16 protein-coding genes, 4 tRNA genes and 1 rRNA gene are annotated in these 25,309 nt (G+C 59.3%); all 21 read right to left on the minus strand.

The features are described 5' to 3' along the window. Positions 1-40 precede the first annotated feature (40 nt). Positions 41-2,143: an elongation factor G gene (gene fusA / locus HWY05_RS35030; RefSeq protein WP_035554744.1), complete on the minus strand. Its 2,103-nt coding sequence runs from the start codon at positions 2,141-2,143 to the stop codon at positions 41-43. 133 nt (positions 2,144-2,276) lie between these two features. Further along, complete coding sequence (rpsG, locus tag HWY05_RS35035) at positions 2,277-2,747, minus strand: 30S ribosomal protein S7 (protein ID WP_006053291.1); 471 nt, start codon at positions 2,745-2,747, stop codon at positions 2,277-2,279. 177 nt (positions 2,748-2,924) lie between these two features. Continuing rightward, entirely contained in the window at positions 2,925-3,305 is a 381-nt protein-coding gene (rpsL, locus tag HWY05_RS35040) for a 30S ribosomal protein S12 (RefSeq protein WP_006998493.1), read from the minus strand. Positions 3,306-3,526: 221 nt separating this feature from the next. Next, complete coding sequence (gene recQ / locus HWY05_RS35045) at positions 3,527-5,374, minus strand: DNA helicase RecQ (protein WP_035554741.1); 1,848 nt, start codon at positions 5,372-5,374, stop codon at positions 3,527-3,529. 214 nt (positions 5,375-5,588) lie between these two features. Then, positions 5,589-7,901 carry a patatin-like phospholipase family protein gene (locus HWY05_RS35050; RefSeq protein ID WP_035554739.1) on the minus strand — a complete coding sequence of 771 codons (2,313 nt, stop codon included), beginning with the start codon at positions 7,899-7,901 and terminating at the stop codon, positions 5,589-5,591. Positions 7,902-7,905: 4 nt separating this feature from the next. Next, the gene (locus HWY05_RS35055) at positions 7,906-9,429 is read right to left on the minus strand and encodes an acyl-CoA-binding protein (RefSeq protein WP_176061181.1); all 1,524 of its coding nucleotides are present in this window, start codon (positions 9,427-9,429) and stop codon (positions 7,906-7,908) included. Positions 9,430-9,432: 3 nt separating this feature from the next. Further along, positions 9,433-10,731: an MASE1 domain-containing protein gene (locus HWY05_RS35060; protein WP_176061182.1), complete on the minus strand. Its 1,299-nt coding sequence runs from the start codon at positions 10,729-10,731 to the stop codon at positions 9,433-9,435. 379 nt (positions 10,732-11,110) lie between these two features. Beyond that, on the minus strand, positions 11,111-15,349 hold the full coding sequence (gene rpoC, locus HWY05_RS35065; protein WP_035554735.1) for a DNA-directed RNA polymerase subunit beta': 4,239 nt from the start codon (positions 15,347-15,349) through the stop codon (positions 11,111-11,113). A gap of 21 nt (positions 15,350-15,370) precedes the next feature. After that, positions 15,371-19,477: a DNA-directed RNA polymerase subunit beta gene (gene rpoB, locus HWY05_RS35070; RefSeq protein WP_035554732.1), complete on the minus strand. Its 4,107-nt coding sequence runs from the start codon at positions 19,475-19,477 to the stop codon at positions 15,371-15,373. 370 nt (positions 19,478-19,847) lie between these two features. Continuing rightward, on the minus strand, positions 19,848-20,219 hold the full coding sequence (gene rplL, locus HWY05_RS35075) for a 50S ribosomal protein L7/L12 (protein ID WP_035554731.1): 372 nt from the start codon (positions 20,217-20,219) through the stop codon (positions 19,848-19,850). 63 nt (positions 20,220-20,282) lie between these two features. Beyond that, a complete protein-coding gene (gene rplJ, locus HWY05_RS35080; RefSeq protein WP_035554729.1) occupies positions 20,283-20,786 on the minus strand; it encodes a 50S ribosomal protein L10 in 504 nt (167 codons plus the stop codon). A 301-nt stretch (positions 20,787-21,087) separates the two neighbouring features. Next, entirely contained in the window at positions 21,088-21,786 is a 699-nt protein-coding gene (rplA, locus tag HWY05_RS35085) for a 50S ribosomal protein L1 (RefSeq protein WP_035554727.1), read from the minus strand. Then, the gene (gene rplK, locus HWY05_RS35090; RefSeq protein ID WP_035554725.1) at positions 21,787-22,218 is read right to left on the minus strand and encodes a 50S ribosomal protein L11; all 432 of its coding nucleotides are present in this window, start codon (positions 22,216-22,218) and stop codon (positions 21,787-21,789) included. It lies immediately after the preceding gene. Positions 22,219-22,383: 165 nt separating this feature from the next. Next, positions 22,384-22,941, minus strand: coding sequence for a transcription termination/antitermination protein NusG (nusG, locus tag HWY05_RS35095; RefSeq protein ID WP_007180147.1), 558 nt, complete (start codon positions 22,939-22,941; stop codon positions 22,384-22,386). Position 22,942: 1 nt separating this feature from the next. Continuing rightward, on the minus strand, positions 22,943-23,323 hold the full coding sequence (gene secE, locus HWY05_RS35100) for a preprotein translocase subunit SecE (protein WP_035554723.1): 381 nt from the start codon (positions 23,321-23,323) through the stop codon (positions 22,943-22,945). Positions 23,324-23,359: 36 nt separating this feature from the next. Further along, a tRNA-Trp gene (locus tag HWY05_RS35105) sits at positions 23,360-23,435 on the minus strand. A gap of 64 nt (positions 23,436-23,499) precedes the next feature. Further along, the gene (gene tuf, locus HWY05_RS35110) at positions 23,500-24,690 is read right to left on the minus strand and encodes an elongation factor Tu (protein WP_035554720.1); all 1,191 of its coding nucleotides are present in this window, start codon (positions 24,688-24,690) and stop codon (positions 23,500-23,502) included. Positions 24,691-24,752: 62 nt separating this feature from the next. Continuing rightward, positions 24,753-24,827, minus strand: a tRNA-Thr gene (locus HWY05_RS35115). A 16-nt stretch (positions 24,828-24,843) separates the two neighbouring features. Continuing rightward, positions 24,844-24,917 (minus strand) — tRNA-Gly (locus tag HWY05_RS35120). Between the two features lie 40 nt (positions 24,918-24,957). Beyond that, positions 24,958-25,043 (minus strand) — tRNA-Tyr (locus HWY05_RS35125). A gap of 154 nt (positions 25,044-25,197) precedes the next feature. Next, a 5S ribosomal RNA gene (gene rrf / locus HWY05_RS35130) occupies positions 25,198-25,309 on the minus strand; the annotation flags it as partial.

The raw sequence follows: 25,309 nt of genomic DNA on the forward strand, positions 1-25,309 counted from the left end.
TCTTTCAAAAAGTTAATCGTTGAATGACTTTGCCGCGCGATTACTTCGACTTGGCGTTGATGATCGCTTCCGACACGTTGCGCGGTGCTTCAGCGTAGTGCTTGAATTCCATCGTGTACGTTGCACGACCCTGGCTCAGCGAACGCAGCGACGTCGAGTAGCCGAACATTTCCGACAACGGGACTTCGGCACGAACGATCTTGCCGCCGCCAATCATGTCTTCCATGCCCTGAACAATACCGCGACGGCCCGACAAGTCGCCCATCACGTTGCCCATGTAATCTTCCGGCGTTTCGACTTCCACAGCCATCATCGGTTCGAGGATGACCGGTTGAGCCTTGCGCATCGCTTCCTTGAACGCCATCGAACCGGCCATGCGGAACGCATTTTCGTTCGAGTCAACGTCGTGGTACGAACCGAACGTCAAGTGAACCTTCACGTCAACGACCGGGAAACCTGCCAGCACGCCAGCCTTCAGCGTTTCCTGGATACCCTTGTCGACTGCCGGGATGTATTCACGCGGAATCACACCGCCCTTGATCTCGTCCAGGAACTCGTAGCCCTTGCCTTGCTCATTCGGCTCGAGCGTGATGACCGCGTGACCGTACTGGCCGCGACCACCCGACTGCTTGACGAACTTGCCGTCGACATCTTCCGCCTTACCGCGGATCGTTTCGCGGTAAGCCACTTGCGGCTTGCCAACCGTTGCTTCGACGCCAAACTCGCGCTTCATCCGGTCGACCAGAATTTCCAGGTGGAGCTCGCCCATGCCCGAAATAATGGTTTGACCCGATTCTTCGTCCGTTTGAACGCGGAACGACGGATCTTCCTGAGCCAGACGATTCAACGCCAGACCCATCTTTTCCTGGTCGGGCTTCGTCTTCGGCTCAACAGCCTGCGAAATCACCGGCTCCGGGAAAATCATGCGCTCGAGCACGATCGGATGCAGCGGATCGCACAGCGTGTCGCCCGTCGTTGCATCTTTCAGACCGACTGCAGCAGCGATGTCGCCTGCGTGCACTTCCTTGATTTCTTCACGCTGGTTTGCGTGCATCAGCAGAATACGACCGAGACGTTCCTTCTTGTCCTTGGTCGCGTTCAGCAGCGTGTCGCCCGACTTCGTCGTGCCGGAGTAGACACGGAAGAAGATCAACTGGCCGACAAACGGGTCGGTCATGATCTTGAATGCGAGCGACGAGAACTTCTCGTCGTCAGCTGCGCGACGCTCAGCCTTTTCACCGTTTTCGAGCTCACCCGTAACCGGCGGAATGTCGATCGGCGACGGCAGGAAGTCGAGCACGGCGTCCAGCATCCGTTGCACGCCCTTGTTCTTGAACGCGGTGCCGCACAGCATCGGCTGGATTTCGCAAGCGATCGTACGGTCACGCAGGCCCTTGACGATTTCAGCTTCCGTCAATTCGCCTTCTTCGAGGTACTTGTTCATCAGCTCTTCGCTCGACTCAGCGGCAGCCTCGACCATCTTCTCGCGCCATTCGTTGCACGTGTCGACGAGTTCTGCCGGGATGTCTTCGTACGAGAACTTCGTGCCTTGGGACGCTTCGTCCCAAATGATCGCTTTCATCTTCAGCAGATCAACCACGCCGGTGAACGTTTCTTCAGCGCCGATAGGCACTACGACCGGAACCGGGTTGGCCTTCAAACGCAGCTTGAGCTGGTCGTAAACCTTGAAGAAGTTCGCGCCGGTACGGTCCATCTTGTTGATGAACGCGAGACGGGGAACCTTGTACTTGTTAGCCTGACGCCACACGGTTTCAGACTGGGGCTGCACACCACCCACAGCGCAGTACACCATGCACGCGCCATCGAGCACGCGCATCGAGCGCTCAACTTCAATCGTGAAGTCGACGTGGCCCGGGGTGTCGATGATGTTGATACGGTGCTCAGCGCGGTCGCCGGCCATGCCTTTCCAGAACGCCGTGGTAGCAGCGGACGTGATCGTGATGCCGCGTTCCTGCTCCTGCTCCATCCAGTCCATGGTGGCAGCGCCGTCGTGAACTTCACCAATCTTGTGGTTCACGCCGGTATAGAACAGGATGCGCTCGGTCGTCGTCGTTTTGCCGGCGTCGATGTGAGCGCTAATACCGATGTTACGGTAGCGCTCGATAGGTGTCTTGCGAGCCACTTTGATCCTCTATTGGGATGACGCGATGCGAGAAAATACCCATCGCGCTGTAACACAAACGGGCGAGGCGCTTTGTAAGCGCACCCGCCCGGAATTTCTTTCCGCTTTTTCTGCTAACCCGAACTCGGGAAGCTTAGAAACGGAAGTGCGAGAACGCCTTGTTGGCTTCTGCCATCCGGTGAACTTCGTCGCGCTTCTTCATCGCGCCGCCACGGCCTTCGGCCGCTTCGGAGAGTTCACCTGCCAGACGCAGGGCCATCGACTTCTCGCTGCGCTTCTTCGCGGCTTCACGCAGCCAACGCATCGCCAATGCCATACGACGCGACGGGCGCACTTCGACCGGAACCTGATAGTTCGCACCACCAACGCGGCGGCTCTTCACTTCGACCACCGGCTTGACGTTGTTGAGCGCTACCGTGAACACTTCCAGCGGGTCCTTGCCACCCTTGGTCTGGATCTGTTCGAAAGCGCCGTACACAATGCGCTCAGCAACCGACTTCTTGCCGGAGAGCATCAGCACGTTCATGAACTTAGCTACATCAACGTTACCGAATTTCGGATCCGGCAACACTTCCCGCTTGGGGACTTCGCGACGACGCGGCATGTTTCTTCCTTTAACTTTTCAGTTGGAGCTCTTGAGCCCCGCGGCCACCAACTAACCCGATTCATCTCTTACGACTTACCAGCCCGGTCGGGTGACCACTTACTCGACAGCACCGGCGATTCCGGCACCACCGCTAATACCGCCTTTGCAGGCGACCTGAAACGACAGACCGGCTAATTACTTGCCAGCCTTGGCACGCTTCGCACCGTACTTCGAGCGAGCCTGCTTACGATCCTTGACGCCCTGGGTATCCAGCGAGCCGCGAACCATGTGGTAACGCACACCCGGCAAGTCCTTGACACGGCCGCCGCGAATCAGCACGACCGAGTGTTCCTGCAGGTTGTGGCCTTCACCACCGATGTACGAAATAACTTCGAAGCCGTTCGTCAGACGAACCTTGGCAACCTTACGCAGCGCCGAGTTAGGCTTCTTAGGCGTCGTGGTGTACACACGGGTGCACACGCCGCGACGCTGGGGGCAGTCCTGCAAAGCCGGGCTCTTGCTCTTCGTCGTTTCCGACGCGCGGCCTTTGCGAACCAGTTGATTGATGGTTGGCATTGTTTATTCCTGAAATTGAACAAAATCGACGCATCTGTTTCCGGGCAAAGCAGAAACGATTGCGCATCGAACTTCCGGACCCTCTTGTCAGCGCATGAATTGACTTCGCGCGCAGGCATCCCAAGAACCGGAACCTAGCATAATATTCCGAAAATACTAAGGGAGTCAATAGGTTGCGATGTTCCGCGCCGCTGTCGGTCGGCGAGGACGGCGGCCGAACCTTAGTCCGCAGCGACCACTTCGAGCAATTCGTCGCCGAAACGGTCGAGTTTACGCACGCCCATGCCCGGAATGCCACGCAGATCCTCAATGGAATCGGGGCCGTTACGCGCGATCTCTGCGAGCGTCGCGTCGTGAAAAATCACATAGGCGGGCACGCCGTCGCTCTTCGCCGTTTCGGTACGCCACGCGCGCAGACGCTCCCAGCGGGCGCGTTCGCGCGGCCCCATGCCGATCGTCGGGTCGGCGCGCTCGCTGGTACGGGTGGACGACTGGCGGCTACGCGTCGGTTTCACATAGCGGCGCATGGTGACGTTCTGCTCGCCTTTGAGCACCGGCTTGCTGGCTTCAGTCAGGACCAGTGAGCCGAAACCCTCATGGTCCACGGTCAGATAGCCGAACGCGACCAATTGGCGGAACACCGCGCGCCACTCCGGCTCGCCCAGCGCCGCGCCGATTCCAAACGTGGTTAGCTTCTCGTGGCCACGCTGCATGATCTTTTCACTACTGTTACCGCGCAGGATGTCGATCAGATGCCCGGCGCCGAAATGGAAGCCGCTCGCCCGTTGCGCACGAAATACGCAGGACAGCGCCATTCGCGCCTCACGCGTGGCGTCCCACGTGTCAGGCGGCTCGATGCAGTTGTCGCAGTTGCCGCACGGCTTGCTCGTCTCGCCGAAATAAGCGAGCAAACGCACCCGGCGGCAAGTCGCGGCCTCACACAGGCCGAGCAGCGCGTCCAGCTTGCCGGTTTGCACGCGCTTGTGGGCGTCGTCCGCGTCGGATTCGTCAATCATTTTGCGCTGCTGCACGACGTCGCCGAGGCCGTAAGCCATCCACGCGTTCGCCGGCATGCCGTCGCGGCCCGCGCGCCCGGTTTCCTGGTAATAGCCTTCGACGCTCTTCGGCAAGTCGAGATGCGCGACGAAGCGCACGTCCGGCTTGTCGATGCCCATGCCGAACGCAATCGTCGCGCACATCACGATGCCTTCTTCGCGCTGAAACATCTCCTGATGTTTCTGGCGGATTTCGAACTCCATGCCGGCGTGATACGGCAGCGCGCGCATGCCCTTCTCTTTGAGCCATTCCGCCGTTTCTTCCACCTTGCGACGCGACAGGCAATAGACGACGCCTGCGTCGGTGGTGCCGTCGGGCTTCGAGTGCTCGGCGCGGATAAAGTCGAGCAACTGCGTGCGCGCGTTGTCCTTTTCGACAATGCGGTAGCGGATGTTCGGCCGATCGAAGCTCGACACAAAAATGCGCGCGTCGTCCAGAGCCAGACGATGGATGATCTCGTCGCGAGTAATGTCGTCCGCGGTCGCCGTGAGCGCGATGCGCGGCACATTCGGGAAGCGCTCGTGCAGTACCGACAGTTGAATATATTCCGGCCGGAAATCGTGCCCCCACTGCGATACGCAATGCGCTTCGTCGATCGCGAACAGGCCGATGCGCGTGCGCTCGAGCAATTCCTGGAAACGCGGCGTCATCAACCGCTCGGGCGCCACGTAGAGCAGGTCGATCTCGCCTTCGCGCAACGCGCGCTCGGTCGCCATGGCCTCGGCGCTCGAAAGCGTCGAATTCAGATAAGCCGCGCGCACGCCTACTTCGGTAAGTGCGGCGACCTGGTCCTGCATCAGCGCGATCAGCGGAGAAACGACAATGCCCGCGCCGAATCCGCCTTCACGTCGCACCAGAGAGGGAATCTGATAACACAACGACTTGCCGCCGCCAGTGGGCATCAGCACCAGACAGTCACCGCCGGTCGAGACATGCTCGACAATTTCGCCCTGCTGCCCCCTGAACGCGGGATAGCCGAAGACTTCGTTGAGGATCTGGAGCGAACGGGACATGAGATAGAGGTTGAACAGCGCGATGCCGGTGGGCGGATTTTACCAACCCCTTGGCGCGCCGCCCGAAACGTTTGCACACGTTCGCCGTTCGGCTTAGGAAATCACAAGACACCAGCGCAAGAATCGCCCGTTCCTCGCCCTGTATTTCTCTTGCGCGGGTTACGACACTTCTGTCCGCGTGCGACCGAAAAGTCAGCACGCGCGACCTGCCCACCTAGAACTGGTTACCCAACTGGAAATACACGTTACGCGCGCCGCCGGGCGCCATTGCAACGCCCAGATAGACCGGCCCGAACGAAGTCGTCGCGCCGAGAAACGCACTGGCGCTGCCTCGCCATGGACCACGCGCAAACGCGCTGCTGCTGTTCCAGACGTTGCCCGCTTCCAGACTGGCGCCGGCAAATGTGCCCCGGATTGGACCCGAGTTGAAGTGCTTCAATTGCGCAAAATAGGTAAGGCGACCGTACATGACGTAATTGCCGCTGAACTGATTCTGCGCATACGCGGCCAGATGCTGGAAGCCACCGAGGTCGAACGTATACGCGCCCACGTCCTTGTTACCGAATTGGCCGCCGGCCTCGAACGCGGCGTTCAGGCTGTGCCGGCCGAAGCTTTCTGCCCAGAGCGCGCGAAGGTGGGCCGTGTTGTAGCGACCTTCCGATTGATCGAGCGCCATTTCCGCGTATCCGTCGACGTAGTAGCCGTGACGTGGAAACAGCACGTCGTCGAGCTGATCGATCTCGAATTCGACACGGCCGATCGTCTCGGAAGACGAATCCGGCGCCACCGGCACAGACACCGAATCGTCGCCGTCGAGCGAGACCATCACTGTCGGTGCGGCAGTCATTAACGTGGAGGACGTATGCACCTGGGCGATACCCGCTCGTATTTCGCCAAGTTTTCCCAACGGCAAGCCAGCATTGAGCCCGACCCGGAACTCCTGCTGACGAAGTTTCATCATGGGAGGTGCACCGTCGGGTTGGTCATCATCGTAGACGTCCAACAGATTTCGCTTGATCGACGCGAAGGGTGCCAGATAGACGCCATCGTGGGAAAAAAGCGGCTGCCGCAGTTCGGTTTTCAGCATCAAATCGCGGCTACCGAGCACTGCGTCATTGCGCCATTCGAGCCCGCTTTGCGTGATCCACGGCATGCGATGCCCTACGCGCAGCGCGAATGCACCGTCGCCGCTGAAATTGCTCTGCAAACCAAGGCCGAACAGCAGGAAATTAGGCCCCCAGCTTTTCGAGTTCGCCGTGACACGCAGCACGCGGTCACCATCGGTGCCGGTCAAACTATCGGAGACGCTTTCGAAATCGCTCGTGCTGTTCAGCGCGGCGAGGTCCTGTTCGATCGTGCGCGGATCGTAGACGTCGCCCGGTTTCGTGCGCAGTGCCTGCCGCACCCGGCTCGCCGGGACACGGCCATTCACCACGACTTCCACGCGGTCGACCTTTGTTCCTTCCCGCAGAGACGCGTGCTCGTTGCGATCGGCCAGATAGGCGGTCCATGCTTGCGGCGTCAGCGAAAGCGCGCTGATTCGTACTTGCGAGGAGTCGACCGCAACAGCGCCGGCGGCAATGCCGCGACCGGCATCCGCAAAATCCGTGAACGCGAGACCAGAGAGATCGGGGCGCAGCAGGATGTCCGCTGCGTCGAGATTGGCCCTTTGGCTCCGCACGTTCTGACTGATCAACGCACCGATAACCTGCTGCGTGACGCTCGCCATCGACGTCAGCTGGTTCGCGCGCTTGAGCGGCGTGCCGATATCGACGGCAATCACGATATCCGCGCCCATCAGCTTCGCGACGTCGATGGGTAAGTTATCGGCAATACCGCCGTCCACAAGCGTGCGCGCCTCCAGCACGACAGGCGCGAACAGTCCGGGCACGGCCATGCTGGCCCGGATCGCCTGCGGCAGTGAGCCCTTCCGGAGGACGATTTTGTCGCCCGTTTCGATGTCAGCTGCGACCGCTCTGAACGGCACGGGAAGATCGTCGAAACTGACGTCGCCGGGGAGGCGGCTCGTGTGCTGTTGCAAAAGCGCGAGCAGACGATTGCCTTGAATCAGCCCACTTGCCGACCGAACCCCGTCACGGCCAAAACCAAGCGGCAAGCTCACCGGATAGTCGAGGTTGTCTTTGCGGACCGCTTGCGGCTGGTCCCCGCGTGCTTCGCGATCGAACGCAACGTCGGTCAGGTCCATGCCGGCCAACGCCTTTTCGATTGCCGCAGCCGACATCCCGCTTGCGTAAAGACCGCCGATCAACGCGCCCATGCTCGTCCCCGCGATGCAGTCGATCGGCACATGCAACGCCTCGAGCTTCTTCAACACGCCGATATGCGCATAACCGCGCGCGCCGCCGCCGGACAGCGCGAGACAGATTCGCGGCCGCGCGCCGAGCGGGTGGCTCTCGACTCGATTCGTCGTAAATGGGATGGGGTTCGCCTTTTCGTCAGCGAAAACCACGCTCTGCGTCACACTCGCCGCGACGAGCAACGCCGCGCAAAAAACACGTGACCGCACAGGACTACTCGCCCGCCAGTTTTCGCGCGATCGACACGTAGTCGCTCATTGCCACTTCGCGAGCAGTGCCGCGCAACGCGGCCCATGTGTCGTATTTTGCACGGCCGACCACATCGGTCATAGCCGGGCGATCGCCGCTGATATCGCCGACGCGCGCCTGCTTATAGAGCGCGCGCAAACGCAACATGATGGCTGGCGCAAGTGGGCGCCTAATGCCGCCCACACCTGCGACGGCCGTATCGAATGCTGCCTCCAAAGCCGGCCCAGTAAGACGCGCGTCGGTCTGGTCGTCATCGTGCCGCACCGTGCCGACAGTTACACCGTCGGCTACGGCGGCCGCGCTCCAGAACGCGTCTTCGTCAACGGGACGATCCGATACATAAGTCACCATGCGGATCCGGCGATTGCCAAAGCCCAACTCGAGAACACCGCTCGTCACAAGCGTCTTTTCAGCGGCAGAGGCTTCGCTGAAGATGCGCAGTCGGACCGCGTCGTTGTCGTACTCCGGCTCGCCGAATCCCGTCACGGAGAACGTGTCGCCAGACAACGTCACGAATTGCGAAAAGAGATCGATGAGCGCGTTACGGTCTGCGTAGAGGCGAGCCAACGGGTTCGATCCGCGCTGATCCCAACGGATGTCGGCCGTGAAGAGCGGAAACACCTCCTCATACCGTTGCTCCCGCATCCCGCTCATGAAACGCGCAACAAGCGATTGAATCTCAGCTGGCGAGCACGGCTCCGTCACCGTAGGGCCCGCCGCCGTCTGCGCCTGAGCACCGAGAAAATCGAGCACGCTGGTTGCGACCTGCTCGCGATCGTTATCGACACAAATCATGTGATAACTATTTTCGAGCACGACAACGCGTGCATCCCGAGCGGTGCGCTCAATGAATTCCGCTGACTTCAGACTCGTCAACTCGTCTTGCCTGGCGTGAACGACCAGCGTCGGACAGCTAATCTGTCCGGCCTCACGGATGACCTGGCGACGCAAACGGTCCACTTCGCGAATGCATGCGAGGGGCACCCATTTGTAGTGGAAGTTGTCGCCGCGCTCAAACTTCGCCTTGACGATATTGCGTACGAGCATGTTCTTGATGCCGTACGGCTCGCCCTCTTCAATCTTCATTCGTGCGGGCAGCAGCGGCAGACGGTAGGCGACGTAGCGCGCGGCACGCCACCACGGGGTGCTCCAGCCGTCGATGTAGATGGGCGGCGCCAGTGTGACCAACCGGCCTTTACTGTGCCGCTCCCGGGCGCACAACGCTGCGGCAAGGAGCGCGCCCATACACATGCCCATCACGTGGAACCTATCGTACCGGTCGACCAGTTCACGGTATTTTTTCGTGACCGCATCGACCCACTCCTCCGCGCGCACCGACATCAATGCCTCGGGCGTGGTGCCGTGGCCCGGCAGTGTCAGCGAATGTGTCTCGATGCCGCAGCGTTTCAGATGCTTGTGCATCGACCCGAGGTCGAACTGTGTGCCGCCCAGTCCATGGATTAAGAGTGCGCCGGTGCGAATCGACATAGCTCAACTCGCCACGATCGAATGACGCTGCCAGACGCCGGCAACAAACGCGACTCGACCGTTGCCGTCGGAAAGCGATGAACCGAGGTCTACCAACTCGATCCAGCCGACGTTGGCAATGCGTGTGGCAAGACGAAACGAAATGGGGGCGGGCGCGTCCGTCGTCACCAATGCATGGGGACTCCATCGATCACGCAGGCGATCACGGTCGAGCGGATGGACGCAAGCAAGAACGCGTTCGACGTTGGAGAGTGATTCCGTGGGGTAACCAAGCAGCCGTTCCACGTCGCCACGCCATTGAACAATCTGCGTACGCGGATCGATCGAATAGGCGATCAATACGCTGCCTGCAAGGGCGAGTTCGAGTTCGGTGCGCCACCGCTCGGCCTGGAGATAGGCGTGTGTTTCAGCGTCGCGCAGCGCGTGCACGATCAACACGAGCATCGCCGATACGCCGACGTAAAGTTGCGCCTGCAACAAAGACGAAGAAGCCGACGCGGACGGCAACGCGAACGGTCCTTCACCGCCTGCGGTGTGGCCGAGGCAGATCAGCGTCAGCACAAATACGGCGAGCGTTCCGCCCCGTGCGCCGCCAACGATCGAGACGATCACGACGCAGAACATCGGCAAATAAATTGGGTAGGTGATGGCCGCCGCTTCGAAGCGCGGCGTTGCGGCTCCGTCGAAGAGCCACCATGTCAACGCGACCATCGTGGCAAATGCGATGGCGCCGACCATCTCACGTTGCCAGTTGGACGGTGCCGATCGCTTTGGCCGGAACTGCGCCCATACCGCGAGTAACGGCATCGTGATACATACGCCGACAAAGATCGCTGCGCTCCATTCGCGAAACGGCAGCATGAACGGCATGCCCTTCGTCAACGCGAAGTAGAACGCACCGCCGCCCCCCAGAAGGACAGCGCTCACGACCGCAGCGACAGTCACGGCACGCAATAAATCGAGACCCTGGAGCGGCACGTGCATCCATCGCACGACGGCCGACGCGATCAACGGAGCGATCCCGGCCAACGCGCCAAGAACGAGCGACGACGGCACGTCCCGGCCGCCAAAATGCGATAACACGGCTTGCACCAATGCGAATGCAACGGCAAGACGACCGCTTGCGCTCGTGCGCGATAAAAGCATGGCCGCGAGACTTACGCCGGCCGGCAACCAGACATAGGGCGCAAGAGCGGCCGTCGGGACATTGAACTGCCCCGACACGACACCCGCGGCAACATAAAGTCCCACCCACAACGCCGTATCGGACAACGGCAACCTACGCACTTCGACAACGTTCATTCGACCACCAGGCAATGCCGATGCGACGCCTGCTGAGCGTCCGCATCGCGCGGGTTAGCGTGATGTCGACGCGATATTCGACTGCTTACGGCCACATCGCGACGACGGCCCCGCATGCTAGGGAAGGTGGTCGTTAGCCAACATAGGAGGAGTCTGAAATGCCGAGCCGCGGCACGGAGACCGGTAAGAAAACCAGTCGAGGAATGAACGTGGAAAGCGATACGCTTTTACAGGTGATGACTGATCCAAAGATCCACAGCGTCACGTCAAATCGACCGTTCACGATCGACGTGCCCGATTAAAGCGCAAAAAAAAGCCGCCCGGTCGAAACCGGGCGGCTTTGTCAGCGTTCAGTGAAAGCGGCTTTCGCCGCTCGCACTTATTCGCCGGAGTGTTGCTGTTCGGCGGCCGGGGTTTCCGGCGTACCGAATTCGAACGACTCTTCCGCTGCGATCTGATCGAAACGCTCGCGGTCGGACAGTTCCTTGCTCTTGCGCGCCTTGTGGAACGCGAGACCCGTACCGGCCGGAATCAGACGGCCGACGATCACGTTTTCCTTCAGACCACGCAGGTCGTCGCGCTTGCCCATGATCGCCGCTTCGGTCAGCACGCGGGTCGTTTCCTGGAACGATGCCGCCGAGATGAACGAGTCGGTGGACAGCGACGCCTTCGTAATACCGAGCAAGACGTTTTCGTACGTTGCCGGGATCTTATCTTCCGCAGCCATCCGGTCGTTCTCGTCGAGCATATCCGAACGCTCGACTTGTTCGCCCATGATGAAACGCGTGTCACCGTTGTCGACGATCTGCACGCGGCGCAGCATCTGACGGACGATCACTTCAATGTGCTTGTCATTGATCTTCACGCCCTGCAAACGATACACGTCCTGCACTTCGTCCACGATGTAGCGCGCCAGCGCTTCGACGCCCTGCAGACGCAGAATGTCGTGCGGATCAGCCGGCCCGTCGACAATCATTTCGCCCTTGTTGACGACTTGACCATCGTGCACCAGAACCTGCTTTTCCTTCGCGATCAGGAACTCGTGCTGGTTGCCCTCGAGGTCCGTGATAACGAGACGCTGCTTGCCCTTCGTGTCCTTACCGAACGATGTCGTGCCCGTGACTTCCGCCAGAATGCCGGCGTCCTTCGGCGAGCGCGCTTCGAACAGTTCGGCCACACGCGGCAGACCACCGGTAATGTCACGCGTTTTCTGCGATTCAACCGGGATCCGTGCGAGCACTTCACCGACCTGCACTTGCTGACCGTCCTTCACGGTGATCAGAGCGCCGACCTGGAAGCCGATCTGCACCGAGTGCTCGGTGTTCGGGATCTTGACTTCGTCGCCGTTCGCGTCGAGCAGCTTGACCTGCGGACGCACCGTCTTCGCAGCTTGCGAGCCACGACGCTTCACGTCGATCACGACCAGCGTGGACAGACCCGTCACATCGTCGATCTGCTTCGCAACGGTCACGCCTTCTTCGACGTTTTCGAACTTCACCGTACCGCCCCACTCGGTGATGATCGGACGCGTCAGCGGATCCCACTGCGCCAGTTGCGTGCCAGCCTTGATCTGCGCGCCGTCGAGTTGCAACAGCGTCGCGCCGTACGGCACCTTGTGACGTTCGCGCTCGCGACCGTGGTCGTCGGTAATCATCGCTTCGCCCGAACGCGAGATGACGATCTGCTCGCCCTTCGCGTTGGTGACGTAACGCATCGTTGCCGTGAAACGCACCGTACCGTTCGACTTCGCTTCAACCGACGAAGCCACTGCCGCACGCGACGCCGCACCACCGATGTGGAACGTACGCATCGTGAGCTGCGTGCCCGGTTCACCGATCGACTGAGCAGCGATCACGCCAACTGCTTCACCGACGTTGACCGACGAGCCGCGGCCCAGGTCGCGGCCGTAGCAGGCTGCGCACAGACCGTAACGCGTTTCGCAAGTCAGCGGCGTACGCACGCGCACTTCGTCGATGCCGAGGCGTTCGATTTCTTCGACCGCATCTTCGTCGAGCAAGGTGCCCGTTTCGTACAGCGTTTCCTGCGTTTCCGGATTGACGACGTCAGCCACCGTCACGCGACCCAGGATACGGTCACGCAGCGCTTCGACGACTTCACCACCTTCGACCAACGCCTTCATGGCGACGCCGTTGGACGTACCGCAATCGTCCTCGACCACCACCAGATCCTGCGTCACGTCGACGAGACGACGCGTCAGGTAACCCGAGTTTGCCGTCTTCAGTGCCGTATCAGCCAGACCCTTACGTGCACCGTGGGTCGAGATGAAGTACTGCAACACGTTCAGGCCTTCACGGAAGTTCGCCGTAATCGGCGTTTCGATGATCGAGCCGTCCGGCTTCGCCATCAGGCCACGCATACCGGCCAGCTGACGAATCTGAACTGCGGAACCACGAGCACCCGAGTCCGCCATCATGTAGATGGAGTTGAACGATTCCTGACGCGTTTCGTTGCCGTCGCGATCGACCACCGGTTCCGTCGACAGCTGTTCCATCATCGCCTTGCCGACCGCTTCCGACGTTGCCGACCAGATGTCGACCACGTTGTTGTAGCGCTCTTGCGACGTGACGAGACCCGACATGTACTGACGGTCGTATTCCTTCACCTTCTTCGCGGCGTCGCCGACGATGGTTTCCTTCTGCGGCGGCACGAGCATGTCGTCGACGCAGATCGAGATACCAGCGCGTGTTGCCAGACGGAAACCCATCTGCATCAACTGGTCGGCGAAAATCACCGTTTCGCGCAGACCGCACTTGCGGAATGCGGTGTTGATGAGACGCGAGATTTCCTTCTTCTTCAGCGGCTTGTTCAGCACCGTGAACGGCAGGCCCGGCGGCAAAATTTCCGACAGGATCGAACGGCCGACGGTCGTCGCGTACAGCGAGATCTTCGGCACGAACGCCGGCGCACCTTCCGACTTGTCTTCGTTGTGGACCATTTCCGTGATCCGCACGTTGACGCGCGAGGCCAGCTCGACTTCCTTGTTCTCGTACGCACGCAGCGCTTCCGAGACGCCGGTGAACGTCAGGCCTTCGCCCTTGGCGTTCACTGCCTCGCGGGTCGCGTAATACAGGCCCAACACGATATCCTGCGACGGCACGATCGACGGATCGCCGTTGGCCGGGAACAGAATGTTGTTCGACGCCAGCATCAGCGTGCGCGCTTCCATCTGCGCTTCCAGCGACAGCGGCACGTGAACAGCCATCTGGTCACCGTCGAAGTCGGCGTTGAACGCCGCGCAAACGAGCGGGTGCAGCTGGATTGCCTTGCCTTCGATCAGCACCGGCTCGAAAGCCTGAATGCCAAGACGGTGCAGCGTCGGCGCACGGTTCAGCATGACCGGATGTTCGCGGATCACCTCTTCGAGGATGTCCCACACCACCGGCGTCTGGTTCTCGACTTCCTTCTTCGCAGCCTTGATGGTGGTAGCGACACCCATCACTTCGAGCTTGTTGAAGATGAACGGCTTGAACAGTTCGAGCGCCATCAGCTTCGGCAGACCGCACTGATGCAGCTTGAGCGTCGGGCCGACCACGATCACCGAACGGCCCGAATAGTCAACGCGCTTACCGAGCAAGTTCTGACGGAAACGACCGCCCTTACCCTTGATCATGTCAGCGAGCGACTTCAGCGGACGCTTGTTCGCGCCGGTCATGGCCTTACCGCGACGACCGTTGTCGAGCAGCGAATCGACGGCTTCCTGCAGCATCCGCTTTTCGTTGCGGACGATGATTTCAGGCGCCTTCAGTTCGAGCAGACGCTTCAGCCGGTTGTTACGGTTAATCACACGGCGATACAGGTCGTTCAGGTCCGACGTCGCGAAACGGCCGCCGTCCAGCGGCACCAGCGGGCGCAGTTCCGGCGGCAGCACCGGCAGCACTTCGAGCACCATCCAGTCAGGCTTGATGCCCGAACGCTGGAAAGCCTCGAGCACCTTCAGGCGCTTCGCGTACTTCTTGATCTTCGCTTCCGAACCCGTGTTCTTGAGTTCAGTGCGCAGCATCTCGACCTGTTCGTCGATGTTGATCGCACGCAGCAGCTCGCGAACGCCTTCCGCGCCCATCTCGGCACGGAATTCGTCACCGTATTCTTCGACCTTGTTGTAGTAATCCTCTTCGGTCATGATCTGCCGCGCTTTCAGCGGCGTCATGCCCGGATCGATCACCACATAGGCTTCGAAGTACAGCACGCGTTCGATGTCGCGCAGCGTCATGTCGAGCACCATGCCCAGACGCGACGGCAGCGACTTCAGGAACCAGATGTGAGCGACCGGCGAGGCCAACTCGATGTGGCCCATCCGTTCACGACGCACCTTCGCCAGCGTCACTTCGACGCCGCACTTCTCGCAGATCACGCCACGGTGCTTCAGGCGCTTGTACTTGCCGCAAAGGCATTCGTAGTCTTTGATCGGCCCGAAGATCTTCGCGCAGAACAGACCATCGCGTTCCGGCTTGAACGTCCGGTAGTTGATGGTTTCCGGCTTCTTCACTTCGCCGAACGACCACGAACGGATCTTGTCTGGCGACGCCAGACCGATCTTGATCGCGTCAAAAACTTCGGGTTGTTGGACTTGCTTGAATAGATCGAGCAGAGCTTTCATTGCCTTCTCTCCGTAGTCCGATTAGTTGCGGTCGAGGTCGATGTCGATACCCAGCGAGCGGATTTCCTTCACCAACACATTGAAGGATTCCGGCATGCCTGCATCGATCACGTGATCGCCCTTGACCAGGTTCTCATACACCTTGGTCCGGCCTGTCACGTCATCCGACTTCACCGTCAGCATTTCTTGCAGCACGTACGATGCGCCGTACGCTTCGAGCGCCCACACTTCCATTTCGCCGAAACGCTGGCCACCGAACTGCGCCTTACCGCCCAACGGCTGCTGCGTCACGAGCGAGTACGGGCCCGTGGAACGCGCGTGCATCTTGTCGTCGACCAAGTGGTGCAGTTTCAGGTAGTGCATGTAGCCGACCGTCACCGTACGTTCGAACATTTCGCCCGTGCGGCCGTCGTACAGACGAACCTGATTCTTCGAAGGCGTCATGCCGAGGTTCTTCGCGATGTCGTCCGGGAATGCCAGATCCAGCGCGCGCGACATTTCTTCTTCCGTCGCACCGTCGAACACCGGCGTTGCAAACGGCACGCCTTCGCGCAGGTTCTTTGCCAGTTCGACAATTTCGTCGTCGGTGAAGCTGTCCAGCTCTTCAGCGCGGCCCGACTCGTTGTAGATCTTGATCAGGAATTCGCGCAGTTCAGCGATCTTCGCCTGACGTTGCAGCATTTCGGCGATACGCCAGCCGAGACCCTTCGCGGCCCAACCCAGATGCACTTCGAGAACCTGACCCACGTTCATCCGCGACGGCACGCCGAGCGGGTTCAGAACGACGTCAGCCGGACGGCCGTCGGCCATGTACGGCATGTCTTCGATCGGCACGATCTTCGACACGACACCCTTGTTACCGTGACGGCCGGCCATCTTGTCGCCAGGTTGCAGACGGCGCTTGACTGCCAGATACACCTTGACCATCTTCAGCACGCCCGGCGGCAGTTCGTCGCCTTGCGTGAGCTTCTTGCGCTTTTCTTCGAACGCCAGATCGAACTGGTGACGCTTCTGTTCGATCGAGTCCTTGATGGCTTCGAGCTGTGCCGCCGATTCTTCGTCCGCGAGGCGGATGTCGAACCAATGGTAGTGATCCAGATCTTGCAGGTAAGCCTGGTCGATCTTCGTGCCCTTCGCCAGCTTCTTCGGACCACCGTTCGCGACCTTGCCGTCGAGCATACGTGCGAGACGCTGGAACGCATCGCCTTCCACGATGCGCAGCTGGTCGTTCAGGTCGAGGCGATAACGCTTCAGTTCATCGTCGATGATCTGTTGCGCACGCTTGTCGCGCTGAATGCCTTCACGCGTGAACACTTGCACGTCGATGACCGTGCCGCTCATGCCCGACGGTACGCGCAGCGACGTATCCTTCACGTCCGAAGCCTTCTCACCGAAGATCGCACGCAGCAGCTTTTCTTCCGGCGTCAGTTGGGTTTCGCCCTTCGGCGTGACCTTACCGACCAGCACGTCGCCTGCTTCGACTTCAGCGCCGATGTAGACGATGCCCGACTCATCGAGACGGCCGAGTTGCACTTCAGCCAGGTTCGAGATGTCGCGCGTGATTTCTTCCGGTCCGAGCTTCGTGTCGCGAGCCACGACGTTCAGTTCTTCGATGTGGATCGAGGTATAGCGGTCGTCAGCAACCACCTTTTCCGAGATCAAGATCGAATCTTCGAAGTTGTAGCCGTTCCACGGCATGAACGCGACCAGCATGTTCTGGCCGAGAGCCAGTTCGCCGAGATCGGTCGATGCGCCGTCAGCCAGCACGTCGCCACGCGACACGATATCGCCGACCTTCACGATCGGGCGCTGGTTGATGTTCGTGTTCTGGTTCGAACGCGTGTACTTGATCAGGTTGTAGATGTCCACGCCGACATCGCCAGCAACGGCTTCGTCGTCGTTCACGCGGATCACCATACGGCCTGCGTCGACGTAATCGACCACACCGCCGCGGAATGCCTGAACCGTCGTACCCGAGTCGACTGCCACCGTGCGTTCGATACCCGTACCGACCACGGCCTTTTCAGGACGCAGACACGGCACAGCCTGACGCTGCATGTTCGAACCCATCAATGCGCGGTTCGCGTCATCGTGCTCGAGGAACGGAATCAGCGATGCTGCCACCGACACGATCTGCGACGGCGCCACGTCCATGTACTGGATGCGGTCCGGCGTGACCATCAGCGTTTCGCCCGCTTCACGCGACGACACCAGTTCGTCGGTCAGGGAGCCGTCGGCAGCCACCGCCGCGTTCGCCTGAGCGATCACGTAACGGCCTTCTTCGATCGCCGACAGATAGTCGATCTGATCCGTCACCTTGCTATCCACGACCTTGCGATACGGCGTTTCGAGGAAGCCGTATTCGTTCAGGTGCGCGTACAGAGCGAGCGAGTTGATCAGGCCGATGTTCGGACCTTCCGGCGTTTCAATCGGGCACACGCGACCGTAGTGAGTCGGGTGCACGTCGCGGACTTCAAAGCCAGCGCGTTCACGCGTCAAACCGCCCGGGCCAAGTGCCGAAACACGGCGCTTGTGGGTGATTTCCGACAGCGGGTTCGTTTGGTCCATGAACTGCGACAGCTGCGACGAACCGAAGAACTCGCGAATCGCCGACGAAATCGGCTTCGAGTTGATCAGGTCGTGCGGCATCAGGTTTTCGCTTTCGGCCTGGCCGAGGCGTTCCTTCACAGCACGTTCGACACGCACGAGACCTGCGCGGAACTGGTTTTCCGCCAGTTCGCCGACGCAACGGACACGACGATTGCCCAAGTGGTCGATATCGTCCACTTCGCCCTTGCCGTTACGCAGTTCGACCAGGATCTTGATCGTGGCGAGGATGTCGTCGTCTTGCAGCGTCATCGGCCCGATGATCTCGTCGCGACCCACGCGACGATTGAACTTCATACGACCCACCTTGGACAGGTCGTAAGCGTCTTCGCTGTAGAACAGACGGTTGAACAACGCCTCGACCGCTTCTTCGGTCGGCGGTTCGCCCGGACGCATCATGCGGTAGATCGCGATACGTGCGGCCATCTTGTCCGCGGTTTCGTCGATACGCAGCGTCGACGAGATGTACGGACCTTGGTCCAGATCGTTCGTGTAGAGCGTCTGGATATCTTTGATCTTCGATTCGCGGAGCTTTTCGAGGACGGTTTCGGTGATTTCGTCGTTCGCGTTCGCGATGACTTCACCGGTGTCGCCGTCGACAACGTTCTTCGCAAGCACGCGGCCGAGCAGATAATCTTCCGGCACCGAGATGAACTTGGTCTTGGCGCTGTCCAGATCGCGAATGTGCTTCGCGTTGATCCGCTTGTCCTTCTGGACGATCACGTTGCCGTCACGGTCCGTGATGTCGAAACGCGCGACTTCACCACGCAGACGCTCGGGCACGAATTCCATCTGCGCGCCTTCCGGCATCAGCGTGAAATTGTCGAACACGAAGAAGTTTGCGAGGATCTGTTCCGGCGTGAGGCCGATTGCCTTCAGCAGAATCGTGACCGGCATCTTGCGACGACGGTCGACGCGGAAGTACAGCACGTCCTTCGGGTCGAACTCGAAATCGAGCCACGAACCGCGGTAAGGAATGATACGTGCCGAGAACAGGAGCTTGCCCGAGCTGTGCGTCTTGCCCTTGTCGTGTTCAAAGAACACGCCTGGCGAACGGTGGAGCTGCGAAACAATCACACGCTCCGTACCGTTGATAACGAACGAACCGGTCGGCGTCATGAGCGGAATTTCGCCCATGTAGACTTCTTGTTCCTTCACTTCCTTGACGACTGGCTTGCTCGGCGATTCCTTGTCGAGCAGCACCAGGCGCACTTTCGCGCGCAGTGCCGAACAGTAAGTCAAACCTCGCTGCTGACATTCTTTGATGTTGAATGCCGGCGGCGACAGCATGTAGCTGACGAACTCTAGACGAGCAAACCCGTTGTGCGAAACAATCGGAAAAACGGAAGTAAACGCAGCCTGCAGGCCTTCCGGCTTGCGTTGCGTAGACGACGTGTCTGCTTGCAGAAACGTGCTGAATGATTCAAGCTGGGTAGCCAGCAGGAAAGGTACTTGGTGAACGATGGGGCGCTTCGCAAAACTCTTGCGAATGCGCTTCTTCTCGGTGAAGGAATATTGCATACGATCTCCGAATCACGGCGGGCATTGTTGTCGAGGCAGGATACCTTGATGAGACAACCCGAGTGTTCACCGACTGAGACCCGATGGCCGTCCGATGGCTTGAACGAGCCTAGAAGCTTGGTGGTTGGCCGCTACCAACCGCTGGCTGACGGCAGCGGATGCCTGTGTTGCCCGCTACCCGACCAAACTTGCCTTCTGCAGTCGCTTCAGAAGACAAAGAGAAACGCCGGTCAATGTTGCCGATAGGCGGTTTTCTTTGGCTTCTGGGAGTCACGTTCTTGCCGAAAATGCCATGCAAAAACGCGCCCCCCACAAAGCACAAAAAGGCCGGCGGTGGAAAACCGCCAGCCTTCGCACAACGCGCTGAAACTTACTTGATTTCAGCCTTCGCGCCGGCTTCTTCCAGCTTCTTCTTGGCTTCTTCAGCAGCAGCCTTCGGTACCGCTTCCTTAACAGGCTTCGGTGCACCGTCGACCAGGTCCTTCGCTTCCTTCAGGCCGAGACCCGTCAGTTCGCGAACAGCCTTAATGACCGAAACCTTGTTCGCGCCGACTTCCGTCAGGTTGACCGTGAATTCGGTTTGCTCTTCAGCAACAGCCGCAGCTGCGCCTGCCGGGCCTGCCACTGCAACAGCAGCTGCCGACACGCCAAACTTTTCTTCGAACGCCTTAACCAGTTCGTTCAGTTCCAGAACCGACATCGAGCTTACTGCCTCGAGGATGTCTTCTTTTGCGATTGCCATTTGAAATACTCCTAAATTGAATTCGGATACAGCCAGCGATCAATCACGCTCGACTGAAGTGCGTTACGCAGCGGTTTCTTCGCCTTGTTTCTTTTCTGCCAGCGCGGCCAAAGCGCGCGCAAAGCCGGAAACAGGTGCTTGCATAACGTACAACAGCTTGGAGAGCAGTTCTTCGCGGCTCGGGATGTTCGCCAGCGCTTGCACGCCAGCCTTGTCCATCACCTTGCCTTCGTAGGAACCAGCCTTGATGATCAACTTGTCATTGGTTTTGCCGAAGTCGTTGACGACCTTAGCAGCTGCAATTGCATCTTCCGAGATGCCGTAGATCAGGGGACCAGTCATCTGCTCTGCCAGCGAAGCAAACGGGGTACCTTCGACAGCGCGACGCGCCAGCGTGTTCTTCAACACGCGAAGGTAAACCTGTTGCTCACGCGCTTTCGCGCGCAGCTTGGTCAGATCGCCAACCGCGATTCCACGATACTCAGCCAGAACCACGGTCTGGGCTTTCGCGACTTGCGCGGCAACCTCAGCGACGACGGCCTGCTTGCTTTCTTTGTTAAGTGGCACGGTTAACCTCCAGATTCGATACACGCAGCGTGCGCCTTGTGTACCGCGTTCAATAACGGCGTCCGACCAGTCAGGAGTATTTCGACCGCCTGACGCCTGCATCTCTGCAGGCATCAACCAGCTTCATCACTACAAAACCTTTTCGGGTTCGCCATCTGCGTTGGCTTGCATTAAGGACCCGCCTACCTGATGCGCGCCCGCCAACGGTCTTTGACAACCGGTTGCTTAATGCAGACTGCCATTTCGCAACCGCCCAAAGCCCATAAAACCGCCTCGATTTCCATCGAGGCGATGAAATTTCTTACTGCGCTGCGATCGATGCCTGGTCGACGCGAACGCCAACACCCATCGTGCTCGACAGCGCAACCTTACGCAGGTATACACCCTTGCTCGTTGCCGGCTTCGCCTTTTGCAGCGCGTCGACGAGAGCGTTCAGGTTGCTACGCAGAGCCGTCGGCTCGAACGAAGCCCGGCCGATCGTTGCGTGGATGATACCGGCCTTGTCGACACGGAATTGCACCTGACCAGCCTTGGCGTTCTTCACTGCGGTTGCTACGTCCGGCGTAACCGTGCCAACCTTCGGATTCGGCATTAGGCCGCGCGGGCCCAAGATCTGACCGAGCGTACCGACAACGCGCATCGTGTCCGGCGAAGCGATCACGATGTCGAAGTCCAGCTTGCCAGCTTTGACTTGTTCAGCCAGATCTTCCATGCCGACGATTTCTGCGCCAGCTGCGCGTGCTTGTTCGGCCTTTTCGCCTTGCGCAAACACAGCAACGCGGACCGACTTACCGGTACCTGCCGGCAGCACGACCGAACCACGAACCACTTGGTCCGACTTTTTCGCGTCAATGCCGAGTTGCACTGCGACGTCGATCGACTCGTCGAACTTCGCGCTTGCGCATTCCTTCACGAGCGACAGAGCTTCGTCGATTGCGTACAGCTTTTGACGGTCAACCTTGGCTGCAAATGCTTGCAGACGCTTCGAAAGCTTAGCCATTTACACGCCCTCCACGGTGATGCCCATCGAGCGGGCGCTACCAGCGATCGTGCGGACCGCTGCGTCCAGATCAGCTGCCGTCAGATCAGGCATCTTTGTCTTGGCGATGTCTTCAGCTTGAGCGCGGGTGATCGTGCCGACCTTGTCGGTATGCGGCTTGCTCGAACCCTTGTCGATCTTCGCTGCCTTCTTGATCAGAACGGTAGCCGGCGGCGTCTTCAGAACGAACGTGAAGCTCTTGTCCGCGAACGCGGTAATCACAACTGGAATCGGCAGACCCGGTTCCATAGCTTGAGTCTGCGCGTTAAACGCCTTGCAGAACTCCATGATGTTCAGGCCACGCTGGCCCAGTGCCGGGCCGACCGGCGGCGAGGGGTTGGCTTTACCTGCAGGAATCTGCAGCTTGATAAAGCCAATGATTTTCTTTGCCATGTTGAAAACCTCGTTGGAACGCTGCTTTTATGCATGCGAACGTTCAGTGAGTAGTAGCGCGCGTTCGTCAAAAGATTGACTACTTGCGCTCCTCAACGGTCATTACGCGGACCGTAAGCACGAAATACGGGGCGTACCGATCGGCTCGCCCCGCAAAATTCTGGATCACAACTTTTCGACTTGGCCGAATTCCAACTCGACCGGCGTTGCGCGGCCGAAAATTGTAACGGAAACACGAACGCGCGACTTTTCGTAGTTCACTTCTTCGACACTGCCGTTGAAATCCGTGAACGGACCGTCCTTCACTCGCACCATCTCGCCTACTTCGAACAGGGTCTTCGGGCGCGGCTTTTCCACACCTTCCTGCATTTGCGACATGATCTTTTCGACTTCTCGAGGAGAAATCGGACTTGGTCGATTGCGCGCACCACCAACGAAACCCGTAACCTTTGCCGTATTTTTCACAAGGTGCCACGTTTCGTCAGTCATTTCCATTTCCACAAGCACATAGCCCGGGAAGAAACGACGTTCGGTCACAGACTTGTGACCGCCCTTCACCTCAACTACTTCTTCAGTCGGCACGAGGATCTGACCGAACTGGTCCTGCATGCCAGCGCGCTCGATACGCTCTTGAAGCGCACGTTGCACGCTCTTCTCCATTCCGGAGTAGGCGTGCACCACATACCAACGCTTGCCGCTCGGGGATGCCGGAGTATCACTCATATCATTTCCAACCCAGAATCACCGAGAAAATCGCCCATTCAATGGATTTATCACTCACCCAAAGAAAAATAGCCATGACGAACACGAAGCCGAATACGACGAGCGTTGTTTGGGTCGCCTCTTTGCGAGTTGGCCAGACAACTTTCCGGACTTCCTTGTATGAATCTTTGGCGAAAGCGATGAAACCCTTGCCAGGCGCGGATAGAAGACCGACAACAACACCCGCGATCGCTCCAACAGCCAAGGCAGCTCCGCGGATGTACCATTCCTGGCCGTTGAGCCAGAAGAACCCCACGAACCCGGCCAAGACCAACAATACGCCCGCGACGAGCATCAGCTTGTCGCTGGATGTATTTACAGTTTCGACGGAAGGATTCGCCATAACACCTTAACGAAGCGCCACATATGACGCGAGATTTGGCAGGGGCAGAGGGAATCGAACCCCCAACCTTCGGTTTTGGAGACCGACGCTCTGCCAGTTGAGCTATACCCCTAAACCATTTAGGGCTGACGACTTCGCCAACCCCGAAACTACCGATCAACGAGAACTATCTGGCGTTACTCGAGGATCTTGGCAACCACACCAGCGCCGACCGTACGGCCGCCTTCGCGAATTGCAAAGCGCAGACCTTCTTCCATCGCGATCGGGTTGATCAGCTTCACCGTGATCGACACGTTGTCGCCCGGCATGACCATTTCCTTGTCCTTCGGCAACTCGATCGAGCCCGTCACGTCCGTCGTACGGAAGTAGAACTGCGGACGATAGTTGTTGAAGAACGGCGTGTGACGGCCACCTTCGTCCTTGCTCAGCACGTACACTTCAGCCGTGAAGTGCGTGTGCGGGTTGATCGAACCCGGCTTCGCCAGAACCTGGCCACGCTCCACGTCTTCACGCTTCGTGCCGCGCAGCAGGATACCAACGTTGTCGCCTGCCTGACCCTGGTCGAGCAGCTTGCGGAACATTTCCACGCCCGTGCAGGTCGTCTTCACCGTCGGCTTGATACCGATGATTTCGATTTCTTCGCCGACCTTCACGACACCACGCTCGATACGACCCGTCACCACCGTGCCGCGACCCGAGATCGAGAACACGTCTTCCACCGGCATCAGGAACGCGCCGTCAATTGCACGCTCCGGCGTCGGGATGTACGTGTCCAGCGCGTCGGCCAGACTCATGATCGCCACTTCACCCAGCTCGCCCGTGTCGCCTTCCAGCGCCAGTTTGGCCGAACCCTTGATGATCGGCGTGTCGTCGCCCGGGAAGTCGTACTTCGACAGGAGTTCGCGAACTTCCATCTCGACCAGTTCCAGCAACTCAGCGTCGTCCACCATGTCGCACTTGTTCAGGAACACGATGATGTACGGAACGCCAACCTGACGCGCCAGCAGGATGTGCTCACGCGTTTGCGGCATCGGGCCGTCTGCAGCCGAGCACACCAGGATCGCGCCGTCCATCTGCGCGGCGCCCGTGATCATGTTCTTCACATAGTCAGCGTGACCCGGGCAGTCGACGTGTGCGTAGTGGCGATTAGCCGTTTCGTACTCGACGTGTGCCGTGTTGATCGTGATACCACGCGCCTTTTCTTCCGGCGCCGCGTCGATCTGGTCATACGCCTTCGCTTCGCCGCCAAACTTCTTGGTCAGAACCGTCGTGATCGCTGCCGTCAGCGTGGTCTTGCCGTGGTCAACGTGACCGATCGTGCCGACGTTCACGTGCGGCTTGGTCCGCTCAAACTTACCCTTGGCCATTTTCGACTCCTAAGAGGATTTATCCGTACGTTGCGCCGCGCGCAAACAATCACCGAGACTTCTGGTGCCCATGGGCAGGATCGAACTGCCGACCTCTCCCTTACCAAGGGAGTGCTCTACCACTGAGCCACATGGGCGCTACTTTTGTGTTGCTGGAGCGGGTGAAGGGAATCGAACCCTCGTCGTAAGCTTGGAAGGCTTCTGCTCTACCATTGAGCTACACCCGCAAGAACTCATGGATCCCAACAACCGCTACAACTTGCATTCTGGTGGAGGAGGTTGGATTCGAACCAACGTAGGCGTAAGCCAACAGATTTACAGTCTGCCCCCTTTAGCCACTCGGGCACCCCTCCGCAGAGAACTGATGATTATGAGGGAACAACCGCTCGCTGTCAAGGCTTGCTTGACCGTTCCAAACTCATAGCTCTCACTTATAGTGAATTCAGCCCTGCCGTAAACGACAGAAACCCCACCTTTTAGGGTGGGGTTTCTGCTTTCTGCTAGGGAGCCTGACGATTACCTACTTTCACACGGGCAATCCGCACTATCATCGGCGTGGAGTCGTTTCACGGTCCTGTTCGGGATGGGAAGGGGTGGTACCGACTCGCTATGGTCATCA

The sequence above is a fragment of the Paraburkholderia sp. BCC1876 genome (genome assembly GCF_902833695.1).
In the GTDB taxonomy this organism is placed as follows: domain Bacteria; phylum Pseudomonadota; class Gammaproteobacteria; order Burkholderiales; family Burkholderiaceae; genus Paraburkholderia.